18 protein-coding genes are annotated in these 21,002 nt (G+C 68.6%); 11 read left to right on the top strand and 7 right to left on the bottom strand.

Features of this window, described 5'->3' with window-relative positions:
* The first annotated feature begins 144 nt into the window (after positions 1-144).
* Entirely contained in the window at positions 145-1,476 is a 1,332-nt protein-coding gene (locus ABD164_RS11455; protein ID WP_344296240.1) for an FAD-binding oxidoreductase, read from the top strand.
* 16 nt (positions 1,477-1,492) lie between these two features.
* Here ABD164_RS11455 and ABD164_RS11450 read toward each other — a convergent pair whose 3' ends face one another.
* A complete protein-coding gene (locus tag ABD164_RS11450; RefSeq protein ID WP_344296239.1) occupies positions 1,493-3,571 on the bottom strand; it encodes a DNA gyrase/topoisomerase IV subunit B in 2,079 nt (692 codons plus the stop codon).
* 144 nt (positions 3,572-3,715) lie between these two features.
* On the opposite strand from ABD164_RS11450, the gene ABD164_RS11445 reads away from it, so the two are divergent.
* Entirely contained in the window at positions 3,716-3,952 is a 237-nt protein-coding gene (locus ABD164_RS11445; RefSeq protein ID WP_344296237.1) for a DUF7455 domain-containing protein, read from the top strand.
* Between the two features lie 119 nt (positions 3,953-4,071).
* Positions 4,072-4,830 carry an alpha/beta fold hydrolase gene (locus ABD164_RS11440; RefSeq protein ID WP_344296236.1) on the top strand — a complete coding sequence of 253 codons (759 nt, stop codon included), beginning with the start codon at positions 4,072-4,074 and terminating at the stop codon, positions 4,828-4,830.
* 46 nt (positions 4,831-4,876) lie between these two features.
* Here the strand turns inward: ABD164_RS11440 and ABD164_RS11435 are convergent, their stop codons facing one another.
* From ABD164_RS11435 to ABD164_RS11420, 4 genes are all read right to left on the bottom strand, one after another.
* Positions 4,877-5,614 (bottom strand): type 1 glutamine amidotransferase, encoded by a 738-nt coding sequence (locus ABD164_RS11435; protein ID WP_344296235.1) that lies wholly within the window; start codon positions 5,612-5,614, stop codon positions 4,877-4,879.
* Positions 5,611-6,831, bottom strand: coding sequence for a Mur ligase family protein (locus ABD164_RS11430; protein ID WP_344296233.1), 1,221 nt, complete (start codon positions 6,829-6,831; stop codon positions 5,611-5,613). The genes ABD164_RS11435 and ABD164_RS11430 overlap by 4 nt, the downstream gene beginning before the upstream one ends.
* A 58-nt stretch (positions 6,832-6,889) precedes the next feature.
* Complete coding sequence (locus ABD164_RS11425) at positions 6,890-8,242, bottom strand: RNA polymerase sigma factor (RefSeq protein WP_344296231.1); 1,353 nt, start codon at positions 8,240-8,242, stop codon at positions 6,890-6,892.
* A 257-nt stretch (positions 8,243-8,499) separates the two neighbouring features.
* Complete coding sequence (locus tag ABD164_RS11420) at positions 8,500-9,423, bottom strand: proteasome assembly chaperone family protein (RefSeq protein WP_344296229.1); 924 nt, start codon at positions 9,421-9,423, stop codon at positions 8,500-8,502.
* A gap of 89 nt (positions 9,424-9,512) precedes the next feature.
* Between ABD164_RS11420 and ABD164_RS11415 the strand changes: the two genes are divergently transcribed.
* From ABD164_RS11415 to sucB, 3 genes are all read left to right on the top strand, one after another.
* Positions 9,513-10,985: a leucyl aminopeptidase gene (locus tag ABD164_RS11415; RefSeq protein ID WP_344296227.1), complete on the top strand. Its 1,473-nt coding sequence runs from the start codon at positions 9,513-9,515 to the stop codon at positions 10,983-10,985.
* A 97-nt stretch (positions 10,986-11,082) separates the two neighbouring features.
* On the top strand, positions 11,083-12,456 hold the full coding sequence (gene lpdA, locus ABD164_RS11410) for a dihydrolipoyl dehydrogenase (protein ID WP_344296225.1): 1,374 nt from the start codon (positions 11,083-11,085) through the stop codon (positions 12,454-12,456).
* A gap of 66 nt (positions 12,457-12,522) precedes the next feature.
* Complete coding sequence (gene sucB, locus ABD164_RS11405) at positions 12,523-13,992, top strand: 2-oxoglutarate dehydrogenase, E2 component, dihydrolipoamide succinyltransferase (protein WP_344296223.1); 1,470 nt, start codon at positions 12,523-12,525, stop codon at positions 13,990-13,992.
* Here sucB and ABD164_RS11400 read toward each other — a convergent pair.
* Positions 13,989-15,584 (bottom strand): serine/threonine-protein kinase, encoded by a 1,596-nt coding sequence (locus tag ABD164_RS11400; RefSeq protein WP_344296221.1) that lies wholly within the window; start codon positions 15,582-15,584, stop codon positions 13,989-13,991. The two genes, sucB and ABD164_RS11400, sit on opposite strands and share 4 nt — an antisense overlap.
* A gap of 107 nt (positions 15,585-15,691) precedes the next feature.
* Here ABD164_RS11400 and lipB point away from each other — a divergent pair, with 107 nt between their 5' ends.
* From lipB to ABD164_RS11385, 3 genes are all read left to right on the top strand, one after another.
* A complete protein-coding gene (gene lipB, locus ABD164_RS11395; RefSeq protein WP_344296219.1) occupies positions 15,692-16,333 on the top strand; it encodes a lipoyl(octanoyl) transferase LipB in 642 nt (213 codons plus the stop codon).
* Positions 16,330-17,319, top strand: coding sequence for a lipoyl synthase (lipA, locus tag ABD164_RS11390; protein WP_344296217.1), 990 nt, complete (start codon positions 16,330-16,332; stop codon positions 17,317-17,319). Before lipB ends, lipA begins: the two co-directional genes overlap by 4 nt.
* Before the next feature lie 76 nt (positions 17,320-17,395).
* On the top strand, positions 17,396-18,109 hold the full coding sequence (locus ABD164_RS11385; protein WP_344296215.1) for a DUF4191 domain-containing protein: 714 nt from the start codon (positions 17,396-17,398) through the stop codon (positions 18,107-18,109).
* A 58-nt stretch (positions 18,110-18,167) separates the two neighbouring features.
* Here ABD164_RS11385 and ABD164_RS11380 read toward each other — a convergent pair whose 3' ends face one another.
* Positions 18,168-18,602: an RDD family protein gene (locus ABD164_RS11380; protein ID WP_344296213.1), complete on the bottom strand. Its 435-nt coding sequence runs from the start codon at positions 18,600-18,602 to the stop codon at positions 18,168-18,170.
* A gap of 142 nt (positions 18,603-18,744) precedes the next feature.
* On the opposite strand from ABD164_RS11380, the gene glnA reads away from it, so the two are divergent.
* Positions 18,745-20,169: a type I glutamate--ammonia ligase gene (gene glnA, locus ABD164_RS11375; RefSeq protein WP_344296211.1), complete on the top strand. Its 1,425-nt coding sequence runs from the start codon at positions 18,745-18,747 to the stop codon at positions 20,167-20,169.
* A 137-nt stretch (positions 20,170-20,306) separates the two neighbouring features.
* Positions 20,307-20,963 (top strand): hypothetical protein, encoded by a 657-nt coding sequence (locus ABD164_RS11370; RefSeq protein ID WP_344296210.1) that lies wholly within the window; start codon positions 20,307-20,309, stop codon positions 20,961-20,963.
* Positions 20,964-21,002: the final 39 nt, after the last annotated feature.

Here is a 21,002-nt window from a genome sequence, read left to right as displayed (position 1 = left end):
GGCCAATGTCGCGGCCGGCCGGTGGTCGGCCGCGAATGACACCCCCTCTTGACGCCGATGCGATCGACCGGCATATTCGGCGGTGGCCGGGCCGCGGGTCGATGTGCAGCGCCCGATGGGCCGGCCCCGACCGAGGGAGTGACCGTGACGACAGCGCTGAACGCGATGATCCACGGAAGGGTGCTGCAACCCGGCAATGACGACTACGACTCGTCACGGTCGGTCTGGAATGCGATGGTCGACCGACGACCCCGATACATCGTGCAGTGCTCCGAGACCGCCGATGTCGTGGCCGCTGTGCGATTCGCGACCGATCACGGCCTCGACGTGGGCATCAGATGCGGCGGCCACGGCATCGTCGGCCATGCCGTGCCCGAAGACGGGCTCATGATCGACCTGCGCCCTATGGGCGAGGTGTCGATCGACGCGCGGGCGCGACGCGCCCGAGTTCAGGGTGGCGCGCTGCTCGGCGCCCTCGATGCCGCGGCGCAGGCCGTCGGTCTCGCAACGACCGCGGGCAACGTGTCGCACACCGGCGTCGGCGGCCTGACCCTCGGCGGCGGCATGGGCTGGCTCGCCCGGCAGCACGGCCTCTCGTGCGACAACGTCGTCTCGTTCGAGATCGTCACCGCGGCGGGTGAGACGCTGCGCGCGAGCGCCGATTCGCATCCCGACCTGTACTGGGCGCTACGCGGCGGCGGTGGCAACTTCGGCGTCGTCACCGAGTTCGAATTCGCGTTGCACCCCGAGCCCGGGCTCGCGCTCACGGCAGAGTTCCGCTACCCGGTCACCGGTGCTCGCGACGCGATGCGACGATGGCGCGACCTGAATGATGACGCACCACGGCAGGCGACATACTCCGCGACCATCGCCGACGCGACCGTCGCCCTCGGCCTCGTGTGGGTCGGCGATCCGGGCGACGGTGACGCGCAGGTATCAGCGCTCGCCGAGGGGCTCGCCGAGGCCGCGGGGCCCCAGTCGAGTGCAATCGAGCGGTGGTCATACGTGGATCTCCAGCGACGCGAGGACGACATCGAGGCGCACGCGTGGCGCAGGTACTGGAAGGGGCACTACTTCAGCGAACTCGGCGACGAGGTCATCGACGCCGTGCTCGAGCGCGACGGCGACGACCTACCGAACGTGAGCCTGCAGGCGTATGGCGGTGCGATCGCAGAGATCCCCGACGAGCAGACCGCATTCTCGGGCCGCGACACCGCATTCGAGTTCGTGGCCGCGTCGAAGTGGCACGACGCGGCTGAAGACGAGCGGCGCATGTCTGCCGCGCGGCGCTACGCCGCCACGATGGATCGGTTCGCGAACGGCGTCTATGTGAACGCTCTCGCCGACGAGGGCGTGGCAGGCGTTCGCCGCGCCTACTCCGACGCGAAGCTCGAGCGACTGTCGACGGTCAAGCGCCACTACGATCCCGGCAACGTGTTCCATCACAACCAGAACATCACGCCATCGGCAGGCTGACGACCGGCCGACGGTGTCAGGCGTCGATGCGGTCGCGCTCGAGGGTGTCGGAGCTCTCGATGATGAACTCCTTGCGCGGGGCGACCTCATTGCCCATCAGCAGCTCGAACACCCGGCCGGCGCCCTCGGCATCGCCGATGCCGACACGACGCAGTGTGCGGTGCCGGCGATCCATCGTCGTCGTCGCCAGTTGGTCGGCGTCCATCTCCCCGAGACCCTTGTAACGCTGGATGGGGTCCTGATAGCGCTTCTTCTGTCGATCGAGCCCAGCGAGCACCCCCTGCAGTTCGGCCTCTGAGTACGTGTAGATCGTCTCGTTCGGCTTCGAACCGGGGTTCATCACCACGACACGGTGCAGCGGGGGCACTGCAGCGAACACCCGCCCCTCTTCGATCATCGGCCGCATATACCGGAAGAACAGGGTGAGCAGCAGGGTGCGGATATGCGCGCCGTCGACATCGGCGTCGGCCATGAGGATGACCTTGCCGTAGCGAGCCTGCGTGATGTCGAAGCTTCGACCCGAGCCCGCGCCGATGACCTGGATGATCGAGGCGCACTCGGCGTTGCCGAGCATGTCGGCGACGCTCGCCTTCTGCACGTTGAGGATCTTGCCGCGGATGGGCAGCAACGCCTGGTGCTCACTGTCGCGCGCGAGCTTCGCGGTGCCGAGCGCGGAGTCGCCCTCGACGATGAACAACTCGCTGTGTGCGACGTCGTTCGACCGGCAGTCGACGAGCTTGGCCGGCAGCGAGGAGCTCTCGAGTGCGTTCTTGCGCCGTTGCGTCTCTTTGTGGGCTCGCGCCGAGATGCGCGACTTCATCTCGGCGACGACCTTGTCGAGCAGCAGCGCCGACTGCGCCTTGTCGTCGCGCTTAGTCGAGCTGAACCGTGCGCCGAGCTCTTTGGCGAGCACGTTCGACACGATGTTGCGCACCGCCGGGGTGCCGAGCACCTCTTTGGTCTGGCCCTCGAACTGCGGTTCGGGCAGTCGTACCGTGATCACCGCGGTGAGGCCTGCAAGCACGTCGTCTTTCTCGAGCTTGTCGTTTCCGGCCTTCAGCCGACGCGAGTTCTGCTCGACCTGCTGGCGCAGGAACTTCAGCAGGCCCTGGTCGAAACCGGCCTGGTGGGTGCCGCCCTTCGGGGTGGCGATGATGTTCACGAACGAGCGCACGATGGTGTCGTAGCCGGTGCCCCATCGCAACGCGATGTCGACATGGCACTCGCGCGACAGCTCGGTGGGAACCATGGCACCGCCCTCGTTGAGCACCGGCACCGTCTCGGTGAACGTGCCCGTGCCGGTGAGGCGCCAGATGTCGGTGATCGGAGCGTCGGTGGCGAGGTGCTCGGCGAACTCCGAGATACCGCCCTCGAACTGGAACGAGGTCGTGTGCGCGACAGGTCCGCGCTCATCGGTGACGTCGAGCGCGAGCCCGGGCACGAGGAACGCAGTCTGGCGGGCGCGACCGAGCAGTTCGTCGGTCTGGAACTCGGCGCCCTTGGTGAAGATCTGCCGATCGGCCCAGTATCTGATGCGGGTTCCGGTGACCCCCTTGGCGACCTTGCCGACGACGCGAAGCTCGCTGCGCTCTTCGAAGGGCGTGAACGGCGCGTCGGGTGAAGGTGTGCCGGCGTCGGCGAACACGCCCGGCTCGCCGCGGTGGAACGACATCGCCCACGTCTTGCCGTTGCGGTCGACCTCGACATCGAGACGCTCGGAGAGCGCGTTGACGACGGATGCCCCCACACCGTGCAGCCCGCCTGAGGCGGCGTATGAGCCCGAGCCGAACTTGCCACCGGCGTGGAGCTTGGTGAAGACGACCTCGACGCCCGAAAGCCCGGTCTTCGGCTCGATGTCGACGGGGATGCCGCGCGCGCGGTCGCGCACCTCGACGCTGCCGTCGGGGTGCAGGGTCACTCCGATCTCGCTGCCGTGCCCGGCGAGCGCCTCGTCGACCGAGTTGTCGATGATCTCCCAGAGGCAGTGCATGAGGCCGCGCGAGTCGGTCGAGCCGATGTACATGCCGGGTCGCTTGCGAACGGCCTCGAGGCCCTCGAGCACGGAGAGATGGCGGGCGGAATAGTCGGAGCTCACGTCGGCCAAGCCTAGTTCGCGGTGCCGACACCGCTGCGCAGGCGCTACGCGCTGAGCGAAATGCCCGGCCCGCAGGAAGGTCTCGGCTCGGGTCCGTGTTTACATTGATGAACGGAATGTCGAGCTGAGCACGAAGGAGGAGCCATGACCCAGTACACCGAAACCACCGGTGCTGTCGATGAACTCGAGACCCCTTACGAGCTCACTGCCCTCGACCGGTGCGATGCCTGCGGCGCGCAGGCCTACATCCGTGTGGTCGTCGCGAGCGGCGAACTGCTGTTCTGCGCTCACCACGGCCGCAAGCACCAAGAGAAGCTCTCGCAGATCGCGCACAGCTGGCACGACGAGTCGAGCCGTCTGCTGACCGACGACGGGCGCTGACCGACACCCATAACCTTCGTTGAAACGCCCCGGTCGCCCGGGGCGTTTCGACGTTTGCCGGCTGTCAGGGGCAGCAGTTGATTTGCCGTGTGCGACCGTTCGCCCATACGCTCCCGACGATGACACTCGCACATGAGATCGCCGGAGACGGTCCTGCCGTCGTACTGCTCCACTCGTCCGTCTGCGATCGCCGCATGTGGGACCCCCAATGGCGATTGCTCACCGACGCGGGATTCCGGGTCATGCGACCCGACTTCCGCGGGTACGGCGAGACACCGGCGCCCGCGTCGGCGTACGACGAGGCCCGCGACATCCTGCGCCTCCTCGACCACTACGGCATCGAACGAGCCGCCCTCATCGGATCCTCATTCGGCGGCCGCGTCGCACAGGAGTTCGCGGCTCGCTGGCCATCGCGAGTGACGCGGCTGTTGCTGGTGTGCCCCGCCAGTCGGCTCGTCGAGCCGACTGACGACCTGCGGGCGTTCGGCGCCGAAGAAGATGCCCTGCTCGAAGCCGGCGACATCGGCGGCGCAGTCGCCCTGAACGTGCGCACGTGGCTCGGCCCGGCGGCCGGTGAGTCCACGCGGGAGCTCGTCTCGCGCATGCAGCGGCACGCGTTCGAGGTGCAGCTCGCGGCACCCGATGTCGCCGCCGTCCGCGACGACTTCGATCTGCGCGAGATCAGTGCGCTGACCCTGGTGCTCTCAGGCGCCCACGACCTCGACGGCATGCAGGGGGTCGCCGTGTTCCTGGCCGAGCACATCGACGGTGCCGTGCATGAGCGACTCGACTGGGCCGGTCATCTGCCGAGCGTTGAAGACCCGGCACGTTTCAATCCGGTGCTGGTCGACTTCCTGGACGACCTGCGCGACCCCTGACGTCACTCGCGGCGCGCGTCACTGCAGCGCGCGTCATCCGGTCGGCTCATGCCGGTTCGGCGGCAGTCTTCGCAACCCCGGCCAACTGCGACTCCCGCGCCGCCGCGGCGTAGGCATCGACCACCGCGGCGTGCGAGCCGACGGCGTACTCGAGGCCGGCTCGTGACGTGATCTCGGCGAGCAGGGCATCGGCGAACGCGGGGTTCTTCGCGAGCACGGGTCCGTGCAGGTGGGTGCCGATGACGTTGCCCATGACGACGCCCTCCTGACCGGAATCGCGCCCGTTGCCAGTGCCCGCCCGCGTGCGCCCGAGCGGCGATCCCTCGGCGCCGACGTAGTCGCGAGCGTGGTTCTCGAACCCCACGAGCATGCCGAAGCGGGGCGACGAGAGCACGATGTCGCCGGTCACGCGCCCGTCGCGCGGCACCGCTCGCCCGGGCAGGATGCCGAGACCCTCGACGACGCCGACGTGAAGCTCGATGCCCCAGCTGAGCAGCTCCCAGCCGGTGCCGACCGCCAGGATCGGAACGCCCTCGGTGCCCCACGTGCGCAGGTCGTCGTGGAACTCGCCCAGCGCGTCACGCGCCGCCTCGAGCGACGAGTCGTCGCCGGAGCCGAGCACGATCGCATCGACCCGGGCGGGGAGGTCGGCGCGGCGATCCACCGGAACGACCACGGACTCGAGCCCCGCCCATCGGGCGCGGGCAGCGAGCACGGCGGCGTTCTCGGCGTCGCCGTTCGTGTTCTGCAGTCGCGGCAGCAGCGAGACGATGGTGAGAGTCATTCCGCTCCTGTGAGTCCGAGGTGGGCGCGGGTGCGTCGCATCGCGTCGGCCGAGAACACGATGGTCTTCACACTCGACGCGGGTGCAGGCGCCGCGAGGAAGTCGTCGAGCGCTCGGCCGAGGTCGGGTTCGACCCGGTCGATCTCGACGCCGTCGTAGGCGAGCATGAGCGCGGCCTCGGCCGCTTTCGAACCGCTCACGATCGAGACGCGACCGAGCGATGACGCGTCGGTCGGCCAGAAGTACGACGGGTCGCGCACGTCGGAACCGATCGCGAAGAGGATCTGCTCGGTGCCCGGCGCGATCGAGTCGACGTTGAGCTGGTAGCTGGCCGGGTTCTGCACGAGCACGAACTCGACATCGTGCCCCCTGACCCTCACCCGCTCACCGCGGCCGAAGACCGCCGGAATCTCGCTGAGCGCGCGCGATGCGGTCGCCGACGCGAAGCGATCGCCCAGCACCGCCCGCGCCGTCGAGTAGGCTGCGGCGGCATCGACGGCGTAGTGGGTACCGCGGGCCGGCAGGCCGATCGCGACGGATGTGCCGCCATCGTCGAGCACCGCCTCGGCGCCGTTCACCGCGATGACGCGAACGCCGGCGCCCGCGACGAGCCGTTCGGGCGACGTCTCGGTGTAGCCGAGACCCCGCGGCGAGGCGTCGAGCACCGCTGCCGAGACACCGAACCGGTGCACCGCGACATCGGTTCGCAACTGCCCGGCCAGCCGTTCGAGGTTGGCGTCGTCGGCGTTCACGACGACGGCCTCGTGAGCTTGCACCGCGATGCGCGCGAGCATGCCCGCGACCATGTCGGAGTCGTGGAACCGGTCGATCTGGTCGACCATCACGTTCGTGAGCGCGACGACACGGGCGTCGACTCCCTGCATCACGAGCGCGCCGTGTCCTTCGTCCATCTCGAGCACTGCGATGTCGCCGGGCACGCGGCCCTGCCAGTCGGCTCGTTCGAGCAGCGCCGAGGTGAGTCCCTGGCTGATGTTCGCCGTCGAGGGGTTGGTGAACACGTCGACGTGGTGGGCGCGCAGGATCGCGACGAGCATCTTCGTCGTCGTCGACTTGCCGCTCGAGCCCGACACCACCACGAGACCCTGCGGGAAGCCCGACAGGGTGCGCTTGAGATAGCCGGGCGCGATCGTATTGACGATGAGCCCCGGAATCGCGGATCCGCCGCCGGGCTTACGAAGCCTGGCGGCGAATCTCACGAATCTGCCGACGAGGATGGCCGGCCCATAGCGCAGAAAACCAGCGCGCACCGGCGGCCTACTCGAGGTAGTCGCGCAGCGACTGCGACCGCGACGGGTGGCGCAGCTTCGCCATCGTCTTCGACTCGATCTGGCGGATGCGCTCACGCGTGACGCCGAACGTGTCGCCGATCTGGTCGAGGGTCTTCGGCATTCCGTCGCCGAGGCCGAAGCGCATGCGGATGACGCCCGCCTCACGCTCGCTCAGCGAGTCGAGCAGGCTCTCGAGCTGCTTCTGCAGCATCGTGAAGCCCACGGCGTCGGCCGGCACGACCGCCTCGGTGTCTTCGATGAGGTCGCCGAACTCGCTGTCGCCGTCTTCGCCGAGCGGCGTGTGCAGCGAGATCGGCTCACGGCCGTACTTCTGCACCTCGATGACCTTCTCGGGGGTCATGTCGAGTTCGCGGCTGAGCTCTTCGGGCGTGGGCTCGCGACCGAGGTCTTGCAGCATCTGGCGCTGCACGCGGGCGAGCTTGTTGATGACCTCGACCATGTGCACCGGAATGCGGATCGTGCGCGCCTGGTCGGCCATGGCGCGGGTGATCGCCTGGCGGATCCACCAGGTGGCGTACGTCGAGAACTTGAAGCCCTTGGTGTAGTCGAACTTCTCGACCGCGCGGATGAGGCCCAGGTTGCCCTCTTGGATGAGGTCGAGGAACTGCATGCCGCGACCCGTGTAGCGCTTCGCGAGCGATACCACGAGACGCAGGTTGGCGCCGAGCAGGTGGCTCTTGGCGCGCTGCCCGTCTTTGGCGACCCACTGCAGTTCACGACCGAGCTGCGAGCGCTTCTCGGCGTCGGACAACGCCGACAGCTTCTCCTCGGCGAACAGGCCCGCCTCGATGCGCATGGCGAGCTCGACCTCTTCGGCCGCGTTCAGCAGCGCGACCTTTCCGATCTGCTTCAGGTAGTCCTTGACGGGGTCGGCGGTTGCGCCGGTGATGGCTGCCGAATAGACCGGAACCTCGTCTTCGTCGTCGACGGCGCGCAGCACCAGGGCACCGGTCGGGTGCGGCTCGACCGGGATCGGCTTGGTGTTGTCGTCGTCGGATGCCGCGTGGTCGGCCGTGTCGCCGTGGTCGACCGCGACCTCCTCGACCTCAGCAGGGTCGACCTCGTCGTCGGACCCGGACGCGCCGGCCGCCTTCGTGCGCGGCTTCGCCGCACTCTTGGCCGTGCTCGTGCGCGCGACCTTCGCCGCGGTGGTCGCCTTCGCCGGCGTGGTCTTCGCCGTCGACTTGGGAGCCTGCGCCTTCGCGGGGGCCTTCGCTGCCGTCGACTTCGGTGCGGCCGACTTGGTGGCGGTCGCACGCTTCGCGGCCGGCTTCTCAGCCTCGCTCGCCGCCTGCGCCTTCGCCTTGGTCGTTGCCATTCGTTGAACCTCTCCTGCCGTCGCGCGGCGCTCGCCCTGTCGGAGGCGGCGGCTCATGCTCGATCCGGTCGTTTTCGGACACTATGAGGACCCATGTCAAGTCCGCGAGAACGGTGCGATGAAATTCGCACCCGCGAACCAGAACGGGTCCTGATCACCATTATACAGGCCGTATCCCTTTCAGAGCGCACGTCGGACGCCGCGTCGTCTCGATGAGTGACAACGCTCAGGCGAGCACGGGCATTCCCCTCGCCGCGTCAGCCCTTGGGCCCCTCGTCGTCGCGCGTTCGCCGGAACGCGAGGAACTTCTCGAGCTCGGCGGCGATCTCATCGGCCGAGGGCAGTTCGCCGTCTTCGTCGGTGAGCGGCGACCGCAGCGTCGTGCCCTGCATGTACGCGTCATGTCGCTCCTCGAGCGTGTGCACGAGCTTCGCGAGTTCGCCGTTCTCGGCGACCTGCTCATCGATGCGCGCCACGAAGTCACGACCCTGTTCTCGCAGCATGTCCGTCGGGAAGATCCGCCCGGTCGATGCACTGATCGCCTCGAGTGCGGCCACCGCGGCCGATGGGAACTCGGCGTCGTTCAGGTAGTGCGGAATCAGCAGCACGAAGCCGGTGGTCGATCGTTCGAGCTCATGCAGGCGAAGCTCGAGCAGGTGCAGCACGTTCGAAGGCACCTGGGTCGTCGGCCGCCACACCGACATCTGCTCGATGAGTTCTTGGCGATTGCCGCTCACCGTGACGCTGATCGGCCGGGTGTGCGGCACCGGCATCGGAATGGCTTTGATCCACGTCGTCGACGAGACCTGCAACCCATCGATGAGGGCCAGCACGGCCGCCGTGAACTGCTCCCACCGGAAGTCGGGCTCGAACCCGGTGAGCAACAGGAACGGCTGGCCCAGTTCATCGCGCGCGAGGTCGAGCGCGAGCCGGGGCGGCGTGTACTCGGTGAGGTGGTCGCCCTCGAACAGGATGATGGGTCGACGTGCCCGATAATCGAGCAGTTCGTCGACGTCGAACGTGGCGACGACGGTCGTGTCGAGCGTCGATCGCAGGTACTCGGTCGTCTGGGCGACGGCGCCGCCGGCATCGGCGAATCCGGTGAGCCCGGCCACGAGCGGGAGTCCGGGTGGCACCGAGACATCCGGGTTCAGCTCGTAGAGGGAACGGGGATCGCGCATGTTTCCAGCCTAGTGACGCCGCATCCCCGCGACCGCCGGCACGGGGGCGGGGCCCGACATGCCGAGAGCGAACACGTACGATCGCTGTCATGAACGTTCCCTCACTCTCGGTCACCGACTCCCCCGCCGCCAGCGCCGACGCCGACGTCGTGCTGCTCGCCGCGCGCAAGGGCGCCGACGGACCCGAACTGCTCGCCGCCGACGGATTCGACTGGGTCGCACCGCTGCTCACCACCCTCGGCGCCAGCGGCGCCGCCGACGAACTCACCCGGCTCCCGGGCGCTGACGGCGGCCCGAGGGTCGTGGCCGTCGCCGGCATCGGCGAGCGTGCGGATGTCGCGAGCCTGCGTCTCGCCGCCGGAACCGCGGTTCGGAAGCTGACCGACACGGCGTCGGTCGCGATCGCCGTGCCCGCCGACGACACCGAGACCGCTGCCGCGCTGCTCGAGGGCGCCGCGCTCGGCGCATACGCCTACAACGAGTACCGCACCGACGCGAAGCCGTCGGTGACCCGCATCGACCTGCACACCGCGCTCACGGCCGACCGCGTCGGCCTCGAGCGTGTTCGCGCCGTCGTCGCCGCAGTCGCGCGCACCAAGGATCTCGTGAATGCCTCGCCGGCAGAGCTGTATCCCGAGAGCTTCGCCGACATCGCGGTGAAGGCTGCGACCGAGGCGGGGGTCTCCGCGAAGGTCTGGAACGAGGCCGAACTCGAGGCCGACGGCTTCGGCGGCATCCTCGGCGTGGGCAGGGGCTCGAGCCGCGGACCGCGGCTCGTGCGCCTCGAATGGGCGCCGGAAGGGGCATCCGTGCACCTCGCGCTCGTCGGCAAGGGCATCACGTTCGATTCCGGCGGACTCTCGCTCAAGCCGATGGCGTCGATGGTCGGCATGAAGACCGACATGGCCGGCGCCGCGGCCGTGCTCGCGACGATCGTCGCGCTCGCCGAGCTCGAGGTGCCGGTGCGCGTATCGGGATGGCTCTGCCTCGCAGAGAACATGCCCTCGGGCACGGCCACCCGGCCGAACGATGTGCTTCGCATCCGCGGCGGAAAGACGGTGGAGGTCGTGAACACCGACGCTGAGGGCCGTCTGGTGCTCGCCGACGCCCTCGTCGCCGCGAGCGACGAGCAGCCCGATGCGATCGTCGACGTCGCGACGCTCACCGGCGCTCAGGTCGTCGCACTCGGCCACCGTATCGCCGGACTCATGGGCGATGACGAACTGGTGGCCAAGGTTCGCGCCGCTGCCGACGCGGTCGACGAGGCGAGCTGGCCGATGCCGTTGCCCGGCAACCTGCTCCCGCTGCTGAAGTCCGACGTGGCCGACCTCGCGAACACGAAGCTCGGCATGACCGTGCCCGGCATGCTGCTCGCCGGCGTCTTCCTGCAGCAGTTCGTGGGCACGCGCGAGGGTGCCGACACGCGCATTCCGTGGGCGCATATCGACATCGCCGGGCCCGCGCACAACTCCGGCGCCGGCTGGGGTTTCACCGGCACGGGGGCGACCGGCGCCGCGGTCCGCACCCTCGTGCGGCTGGGCGAGCAGCTCTCCGCAGGGTAGTAAGGTCGTATGGGCGAGAACGTCGCCCATACGCCTGCCGCGGCGACGAGCCGCAGGCAGTCCGTGTCGCAGATCAGGTGCGCAAGGGAGATTGCGGTTGTCCGAGCAGAACTTTGACATTGTCGTCCTGGGCGGCGGAAGCGCGGGTTATGCCGCAGCCATCCGCGCCGTCGAACTCGGCCTGACGGCCGCGGTGATCGAGAAGGACAAGCTGGGCGGCACGTGTCTGCACCGAGGCTGCATCCCGACCAAGGCGTTGCTGCACGCCGCCGAGGTCGCCGAGGTCTCGAAAGACGCCGCGAAGTACGGCATCAAGGCCGCGTTCGACGGCATCGACATGAGCGGCGTCGCGGCCTACCGCGAGGGCATCGTCTCGAGCAAGTGGAAGGGCCTGCAGGGCCTGCTGAAGGCGCGCGGCATCCCGGTCATCGAAGGCGAGGGCCGCCTCGTCGCCGCGAACGCCGTGCAGGTGGGCGACGACCGCTACGTCGGTAAGAACATCGTGCTCGCGACCGGCTCATACTCCAAGTCGCTTCCCGGCCTCGACATCGGCGGGCGCGTCATCACGAGCGAGCACGCGCTCGAACTCGACTTCGTGCCCAAGAAGGTCGCCGTGCTCGGCGGCGGCGTCATCGGCGTCGAGTTCGCGAGTGTCTGGCGCTCCTTCGGCGCAGAGGTGACCATCATCGAGGCGCTCCCCCACCTCGTCCCCAACGAAGACGAATCCGTCTCGAAGCAGCTCGAGCGCGCGTTCCGCAAGCGCGGCATCGAGTACTCGCTCGGCGTGCGGTTCCAGAGTGTCACCCAGAACGACCAGGGCGTCGTCGTCACCCTCGAGAACGGCCAGACCTACGAGGCCGAGTTGCTGCTCGTCGCCGTCGGCCGTGGCCCGGTCACCGAGAACCTCGGCTATGAAGAGGTCGGTGTCACGCTCGATCGCGGTTTCGTGCCCACCAACGAGCGACTCGAGACGAATGTGCCGGGCATCTACGCCGTCGGCGACATCGTGCCCGGCCTCCAGCTCGCGCACCGCAGCTACCAGCAGGGCATCTTCGTCGCCGAAGAGATCGCCGGACTCAGCCCGATCATCGTCGAAGACGTCAACATCCCCAAGATCACCTACTGCGAGCCCGAGATCGCGTCAGTCGGCTACACCGAGGCGAAGGCGGCCGAGAAGTTCGGCGCCGACCAGGTCAGCGCGTTCGACTACAACCTCGCCGGCAACGGTAAGAGCAGCATCCTCGGCACGACCGGTTCAGTCAAGGTCGTGCGGGTCAACGACGGCCCGATCGTCGGCGTGCACATCATCGCCGGCCGCGCGGGCGAGCTCATCGCCGAGGCGCAGCTCGCGGTCAACTGGGAGGCGTACCCCGAAGACATCGCCCCGTTCATCCACGCGCACCCGACCCAGGGCGAGGCGTTCGGCGAAGCGGTGCTGAAGCTCGCCGGCAAGCCGCTGCACGCGATCTGATCCAACCGCCCCAAACCACGCTGCAATAAGCTAGAACGCGTTCCACGCTGTGAAGGAGACAAGCGCATGAGCGAATCCGTCAGCCTCCCGGCACTCGGTGAGAGTGTCACTGAAGGCACGGTCACCCGCTGGCTGAAGAATGTCGGCGACCGTGTCGAGGTCGACGAGCCGCTGCTCGAGGTCTCGACCGACAAGGTCGACACCGAGATCCCGTCGCCGGTTGCGGGGGTCATCGAGGCGATCCTCGTCCAAGAAGACGAGACCGTCGAGGTGGGCACCGCCCTCGTGACGATCGGCGACGGCTCTGGTGCCGCCGCAGCGCCCGAGGCTGCACCCGTTGCAGAGGCAGCGCCGGCGCCTGAAGCCGCACCCGCTGCAGAGGCAGCGCCGGCGCCTGAAGCCGCACCTGCTGCCGAGCCGGCACCCGCTCCTGAGCCGGCACCCATCCCCGAGCCCGCCGCAGCGCCCGCCGCACCCGAGCCCGCACCTGCCGCGCCTGCGGCACCGCCCGCTCCGGCGGCTGCACCCGCACCAGCGGCCGCACCCGCACCGGCCACTGCACCCGCACCGGCCACTGCACCCGCACCGGTCGCTGCACCCGCACCGGTCGCTGCACCCGCACCGGCCGCCTCCGGCTCGCACGCCGGGCCCTCGGGCTACGTCACCCCGATCGTTCGCAAGCTCGCGAACGAGCAGGGCGTCGACCTCGCGAGCGTCACCGGCACGGGTGTCGGCGGTCGAATCCGCAAGCAAGACGTCATCTCGGCTCAGGCCGCTCCCGCCGCCGCCCCTGCTGCGCGTCAGCCGCTCGAACCGTCGCCGTTGCGCGGCACGACGGTGCCCATGACGCGCCTTCGCAAGGTCGTCGCCGAGCGTGCCGTCGTCTCGATGACCTCGACCGCCCAGCTCACGACGGTCGTCGAGGTCGATGTCACCCGCGTCGCTCGTCTGCGCGACAAGGTGAAGGCCGACTTCCTCGCCAAGACCGGCAACAAGCTGTCGTTCCTGCCGTTCTTCGCGATGGCCGCCGCCGAAGCGCTCCAGGCGTATCCGATCGTCAACTCGACGGTCGACGGCGACAACATCGTCTACCCCGCCAGCGAGAACATGAGCATCGCGGTCGACACCGAACGCGGCTTGCTCACTCCGGTCATTCGCAACTCGGCCGAACTCGACCTCGCGGGCCTCGCCGCGCAGATCGCCGACCTGGCCGAGCGCACGCGCAACAATCAGCTGAAGCCCGACGAGCTCTCGGGTGGCACGTTCACCCTCACGAACACCGGCTCGCGCGGAGCGCTGTTCGACACGCCTGTCGTGTTCCTGCCGCAGTCGGCCATTCTCGGCACCGGTACCGTCGTCAAGCGCGCGGTCGTGGTCAGTCAAGACGGCGCCGACGCGATCGCCGTGCGATCGATGGTCTACCTCGCGCTGTCGTACGACCATCGCATCATCGACGGTGCCGACGCGGCCCGCTTCCTCACAGCGGTCAAGGAGCGCCTCGAAGAGGGTGCGTTCGAGGGCGACCTCGGCATCTAGTCGAAGAGCTCACGCAGTCGCCAGCCGGCCTCGCCCCTCATCACGAGGAGCGAGGCCGACTCTCGTTGCGCTTCGGTGTAGGGAACCGACAGCAGCACCGCCGACCCCATCTCGGCGGTGACCGTGATCGCGTCGAGCGCGAACCCGTCGACCGGTACCGCCCCGCCCGACCGCGCTTGCGCCAACAGATCGAGATCTGAGCGCTCGATCGCCGAGTCGGGTTGCACGACCTGGGCGAGACACGCCTGGTCGAGCGTCGCGAGACAACTCGCCCGCAACTCGAGGAGTTGCGCCGCAGCACCCACGGCGTCGAGATCGGGTTCAGCAGCTTCGCCGCCCACGGACGGCGGCACCGCACTGCCCGCCTCGGGCAGTGCGGTCGCTGCAGGGGCTGCGGTCGAGGCAACGGGTGCGCCGTTCGCACTCGTGGCGCCGGCGTGCGGGTTGGCCGCACCCGCTTCGGCGGCGGATCCGCGCCCTGTGGGCGATGGGGGCACGAGCGTCAGCATGAGCACGAGGGCCGCACCTCCGAGCAGGCCCCCGACCAGAACGACTCGACGACGGCCGGACAGTCGCATTCTGACCCTGGCGACGACCGTCGCCGCATGATCGCGGTCGGCGACGTCGGCGAGTTCTTGCGCAGATCGAGCCGGCAACGGTAGCTGCGCGATCTGGGCGAGCGCGGTGAGCGCCCCTTGCCGCCGCCGAGGTGGCGCCTCGTCGACCGCGGTCGCGTCGCGTTCGAGCACGGGCGCCGTCAAGCGGCTCGGCAAGGTCGCCGACCGTCGCCGCACGGCCACACCCGTGACCGGGGTCGGCGTCGCGGCGTCGAAGAGCGCCCGTTCGACGTCGCGCTCGCAGGGCACGAACGGCCGCGTCGCGAGCGCGGCGCGGATGACCTCGGTGGTCTTGTCGAAGACCCCCGGCGGGCGCGCCGCTCGCGTGACGTCGTCGATCAGGTCGGCGAGCACCTCGTGCCCCATGCGCAGAAGGTCGGTGCGTTCGCCGTACTGCGCGTGAACCGGCAGCCGGTGCAGCGCGCCGAGCCCGATGATGCGCGGACGCCCGGTTGCGTCGAGGATCACGTCGCCGGCCGACAGCCTCGTGTGCACGAATCCCGCCTCGGCCAATTCGGCGATCGCCGCGACAACCGGGGCGAGTATGGTCACCACCTCGCCGGGGTCGAGGGTCCTGCCGACGAGCAGGCCGGCGAGCGTGGGACCCGGGAGGCGCTCGACAGCAAGGCAGCAGCGCCCGTCGTCGAGTGTCGCGACATCGTAGAGCGCGGGCAACGCCCCCGAGGTGTCGGCGGTCATCGCCTCGATCTCGGTGGCGATCGACTCGCCCGGTACGCTCGCGGCGTAGACCCGTACGGCGACGAGGGGCGCGGCGTCGCCCTCTGCGGGCTCGGCACGATCGACGGTCGCGAGGTAGACGTCGGCGCGATCGCCGTTCGCGATGCGGCGCAGAAGCCGGTAGCCGGCAAGAGTGCGCTCCGCGGGGGCGGGGGTGGTGGCGGCGGCGGCCGCAATAGTGATCGGCGCGTCGGGCCCCAGCCGGTCGGGAGTCGTCGTTCGAGTCGCTCGTCGCATTCGCCCATCATGCCGCCGCGCGGTGCGGCGCCGGCCTGCGACGGCATCGGCATGAGCACTTCGTCGACGTGTGCGGGTGGGGAGGACGAGTCGCCTAGACTGGCCGAATGCTCGACATCGTCGTCACGGGGCTAAGCGCCAACTCCGTGCCGTACATCGAGGGTCTCGACCTTCAGCGCGCCGTCCATCGCGCGGTCGTCGCGGGCGAACGCCCCGACACCGTACTCCTCCTGGAGCACCTCTCCGTCTACACCGCCGGCAAGCGCACAGCGCCCGATGAGCGGCCGACAGACGGAACTCCCGTCATCGACGTCGACCGCGGCGGCAAGATCACCTGGCACGGTCCTGGCCAGTTGGTCGGGTATCCGATCCTCCGCCTTCCCGAACCCGTCGACGTGGTCGGCTACGTGCGGCGGCTCGAGGGCATCCTCATCGACGTGCTCGCTGAAGTCGGCGTCGACGGCCGCAGGGTCGACGGCAGATCGGGCGTCTGGGTCGGCAGCCCCGGGTTCGAGAACAAGATCGCCGCCATCGGCATCCGCGTCGCCGACGGCGTCACGATGCACGGTTTCGCGCTCAACTGCAGCAACTCGCTCGAACCCTACGACAAGATCGTCGCCTGCGGCATCCGTGATGCCGGCATCACGACGATCAGCCGCGAGGTCGGGCGTGAGGTCACCCCCGAAGACCTGGTCGACGCGATCACCCGGCGATTCCAGGCCGACGCCCAGGGCGCGGTCGCCGCATGAGCACCGCACCCGGGGGGCGCCGCATGTTGCGCCTCGAAGTCCGTAACGCCCAGACGCCCATCGAGCGCAAGCCCGAGTGGATCAAGACCAAAGCGAAGATGGGCCCCGAGTATCGTGCCCTGCAGTCGCTGGTCAAGAGCGAAGATCTGCACACGGTCTGCCAGGAGGCCGGATGTCCCAACATCTACGAGTGCTGGGAAGACCGTGAGGCGACATTCCTCATCGGGGGTTCGCAGTGCACGCGTCGCTGCGACTTCTGCCAGATCGACACCGGCAAGCCGGCCGACTTCGACGCCGACGAGCCGCGGCGCGTGGGCGAGTCGGTGGTGCGCATGCAGTTGCGCTACTCGACCGTGACGGGCGTGGCCCGCGACGACCTGTCCGACGGCGGCGCATGGCTCTACGCCGAGACGATCCGCGAGATCCACCGGCAATCCGCCGGTACCGGCGTCGAGATCCTCGTGCCCGACTTCAACGGGGTGCCCGAACTCCTGCAGCAGGTCTTCGACGCCCGGCCCGAGGTCTTCGCCCACAACGTCGAGACGGTGCCGCGCATCTTCAAGCGGATCCGCCCGGCGTTCCGCTACGAGCGCTCGCTCGACGTGCTCACCCAGGGCCGCGACGCCGGGCTGATCACGAAGTCGAACCTCATCCTCGGCATGGGCGAGGAGCGCGCCGAGATCTCGCAGGCCCTGCGCGACCTGCACGAAGCCGGCACCGACATCATCACGATCACCCAGTACCTTCGGCCGAGCCCGCGACACCTCCCCGTCGACCGCTGGGTGCGACCCGAGGAGTTCGTCGAGCTCAAGGCCGAGGCCGAAGAGATCGGTTTCCTGGGTGTGCTCGCCGGGCCCCTCGTGCGCTCGTCGTACCGTGCGGGGCGCCTCTGGGCGCAGTCGATGCAGGCCAAAGGACGCCCGCTTCCCGACGAGCTCTCGCACCTCGCCGACGCCTCGCTCGGATTCGCTCAAGCGGTCGGCTGAGTTCGGCGCCGGCCGGCTCGGATCGCGTGTCCCGGTGCGTTCCGAGCCGGCCTCGCGCGCCGGTATCCTAGACACCATGGCACGCACGAAGGACGCATCGAAGGCTCAGAAGGAGCCCGGCCGCTTCAAGCAGATGTGGCAGGTCTTCCAGATGACCCGCCGGTACGATCCGAAGGCGCAGTGGCTCATGCTCGGCGCTTTCCTCGCGCCGGTGCTCATCGGCGTGGGTCTCGCGCTCTGGTTCAGCGAGGGCAACGGCTTCACCATCGCGCTCTGGGTGATCGCCGGTGTACTCGCCGGCCTGCTGCTCGCCCTGGTGGTGCTCGGCCGTCGCGCCGAGCGCGCTGCCTACTCGCAGATCGAGGGTCAGCCCGGGGCCGTCGGTGCGGTGCTGCGCAGTGGCCTGCGGGGCGGCTGGGTCGGCAACGAGATGCCCGTCGCCGTCAACGGCAAGACCCAAGACGCCATCTACCGCGCAGTCGGTCGCGGCGGCGTCGCGCTCATCAGCGAAGGGCCGGTCTCACGCACCCAGCGCATGCTCGACGACGAGATGCGCAAGGTACAGCGCGTGCTGCCGAACGTGCCGATCTCGCTCATCTCGGTCGGCACCGACGAGGGCTCGATCGAACTGCACCGACTCCCCCGCGCGCTGCGCTCCACCAAGAAGACGCTCACGAAGCCCGAGGTGCTCGCGGTGTCGAACCGCCTCAACTCGCTGCAGACGCAGCTTCCCATTCCGAAGGGCATCGACCCGATGAAGGTCCGTCCCCAGCGCGGCAAGGCCCGCTGACGCGAAACACCCCGCACGCGGCATCCGTCGTTCAGATCTACGGATGTCGCGTCGCCGTCTATGCGCGCAACAGCACCGTGCCGGCGACCTTGTCGTGGAAACCCCGTTGGTCTGAATCCCAGATGAGCGCGGGCACGACGAGCACGAGCAGCACGGTGCGCACGATCGGTCGCCACGGCCCGACCCACCCGCCCGAGATCGGCGCCACGTGCATGCCCAGGATTCGGTGGCCGACGCTGCCGCCGATGGTCGGGATGAACACGACCTGCAGCACGGCGAAGACGAGGGGCGTCACCCACGTGTAGGCGGCAGACTCGTAGGGCGTGAAGAGCAGCGCGGTGAGCATCGCGCTGGCCCAGTCGATGAGCAGTGCGGCGATGCGTCGCCCGGCACGCGCGACCGAGCCGGTGCCGTGATCTGGCAGCCCGAGTCGCTCGCCCGGGAAGCGACTCGGCTCGAGACCGCCGAACGTCTGGGGCGTGGATTGCGGCATCCGATGAGTCTATCGACTCGGTCTGGGCGTAACATTGCCGAAACATTCCGGTCACTGTGGGGAAACGGCGTGCGGATAGCGTCGCTCGTGGCTGTGAACGTTCGTTCGGCCCACCCGCCCGCCCCGTTGGAGATTTCGTCACATGTTCAGTGATTCGTCCGAAGTGCTCAAGTTCATCAAGGAGACGGATGTCAAGTTCCTCGACATCCGCTTCACCGACCTCCCGGGCGTGCAGCAGCACTTCAACATCCCGGCGTCGACCGTAGACGAGGAGTTCTTCACGGTCGGCCAGCTCTTCGACGGCTCGTCGATCCGCGGTTTCGCGAACATCCACGAGTCCGACATGCAGCTCATCCCCGACGTGTCGACCGCCTACGTCGACCCGTTCCGGGCCGAGCGAACGCTCATCATGGTGTTCGACATCTACAACCCTCGCAACGGCGAGATCTATGCGAAGGACCCGCGCCAGGTCGCGAAGAAGGCCGAGAAGTACCTCGCGTCGACCGGCATCGCCGACACCGCGTTCTTCGCCCCCGAGGCCGAGTTCTACATCTTCGACGACGTGCGCTACGAGGTGAACCAGCACTCGAGCTTCTACACCGTCGACTCCGAAGAGGGCGCCTGGAACTCGGGCCGCGCCGAAGAGGGCGGCAACCTCGGCAACAAGACCCCGTACAAGGGCGGCTACTTCCCCGTCTCGCCCGTCGACAAGCAGGCCGACCTGCGCGACGACATCTCGCTGAAGCTCATCGACGCCGGCCTCATCCTCGAGCGGGCGCACCACGAGGTGGGCACGGGCGGCCAGGCCGAGATCAACTACCGCTTCGACACGATGGTGCACGCTGCCGACGACATCCTGAAGTTCAAGTACATCGTCAAGAACACCGCCGACCAGTGGGGCAAGACGGCGACGTTCATGCCGAAGCCGCTCTTCGGCGACAACGGTTCGGGCATGCACACCCACCAGTCGCTGTGGAACGAGGGCAAGCCCCTGTTCTACGACGAGGCCGGCTACGGCGGCCTCTCCGACCTCGCCCGCTGGTACATCGGCGGCCTGCTCAAGCACGCCCCCGCCGTGCTGGCCTTCACGAACCCGACGGTCAACTCGTACCACCGCCTCGTGCCCGGCTTCGAGGCCCCGGTGAACCTGGTCTATTCGGCGGGCAACCGTTCTGCGTCGATCCGCATCCCGATCACGGGAACGAACCCCAAGGCCAAGCGCATCGAGTTCCGGGCTCCCGACGCGTCGGGCAACCCGTACCTCGCGTTCGCGGCACAGCTCATGGCGGGAGTCGACGGCATCCGCAACCGCATCGAGCCGCACGAGCCGGTCGACAAGGACCTCTACGAGCTTCCGCCCGAAGAGGCCAAGTCGATCCCCCAGGTGCCCGGTTCGCTGGGCGAGGCCCTCGACGCGCTCGAGGCCGACCACGACTTCCTCCTCGAGGGCGGCGTGTTCACCAAGGAGCTCATCGAGACCTGGATCGACTACAAGCGCGAGAAGGAACTGAAGCCCCTCGCGCTGCGCCCGCACCCGTTCGAGTTCGAGCTGTATTACGGGGTCTGATCCACCCCACAGGTTACGAAACCGAGGGCCCGCGTCGCGTTCTGCGACGCGGGCCCTTGTGTCGTGTCGGCGACGGTCGGGGGTCTTGACGGGCCCGTAGGCCGGGCGGAGACTTGTGCCAGGCAGAGGGAGGCATCATGCGGACCTCAGGGTTCGCCCGCTGGGCTGCGCTGAGCGGTGCCCTGTTCGTCATTCTCTGGGTGACTGCATTCGTGATCCTGGGTGGCACGGTCGAGGGCAGCGACTCCGACGCGGAGATCTCGGCCTACTTCGGCGACGAAGGCCAGCGAGCCAGGGGGGTCATCACCCAGTTCCTCCTGCTTGCGGCATCCCTGCCCCTCATCGTCTTCATCGCCGTGCTCCGCAGCCGACTCGAATCGGGCGAAGGCGGTGCTGGGGTCTGGACGATGGCTGCCTTCGGGGCCGGGCTTGTGTCGACAGCACTCTGGATCGTGGCGGCCACGCTCTACGTTCTCCCGTTCCTGCCGAAAGCCGGCGACGGTGCGTACGAACTCGATCTCGATGGGTTTCGCCTACTGAACGGCGCCGGCTACATCGCCTTTTACAGCGGCGGCACGACGATGTCGCTTCTCGTACTGGCCACGTCAGTGCTCGGGATCCGAGCGGGAGTCATCCCCAAGTGGCTGTCGTGGCTGGGCTTCGCCGTGGCCCTGTTACTGCTCGCCGCCATCCTCCTGTTCCCCGTGATCGTGCTACTCGCCTGGCTGTTCGCGGTGAGCATCGCCCTCGTCTGGCGCAGAAACCAATCTGAAGTGCCCGACGCCACGGCATGACGCGCGAAGAGCGAGGGTGGTCGATCCCCGCCCTCGGCA

This window comes from Agromyces neolithicus, from assembly GCF_039529735.1.
Lineage (GTDB): Bacteria > Actinomycetota > Actinomycetes > Actinomycetales > Microbacteriaceae > Agromyces > Agromyces neolithicus.
This window is presented reverse-complemented; position numbering and strand designations above follow the sequence as displayed.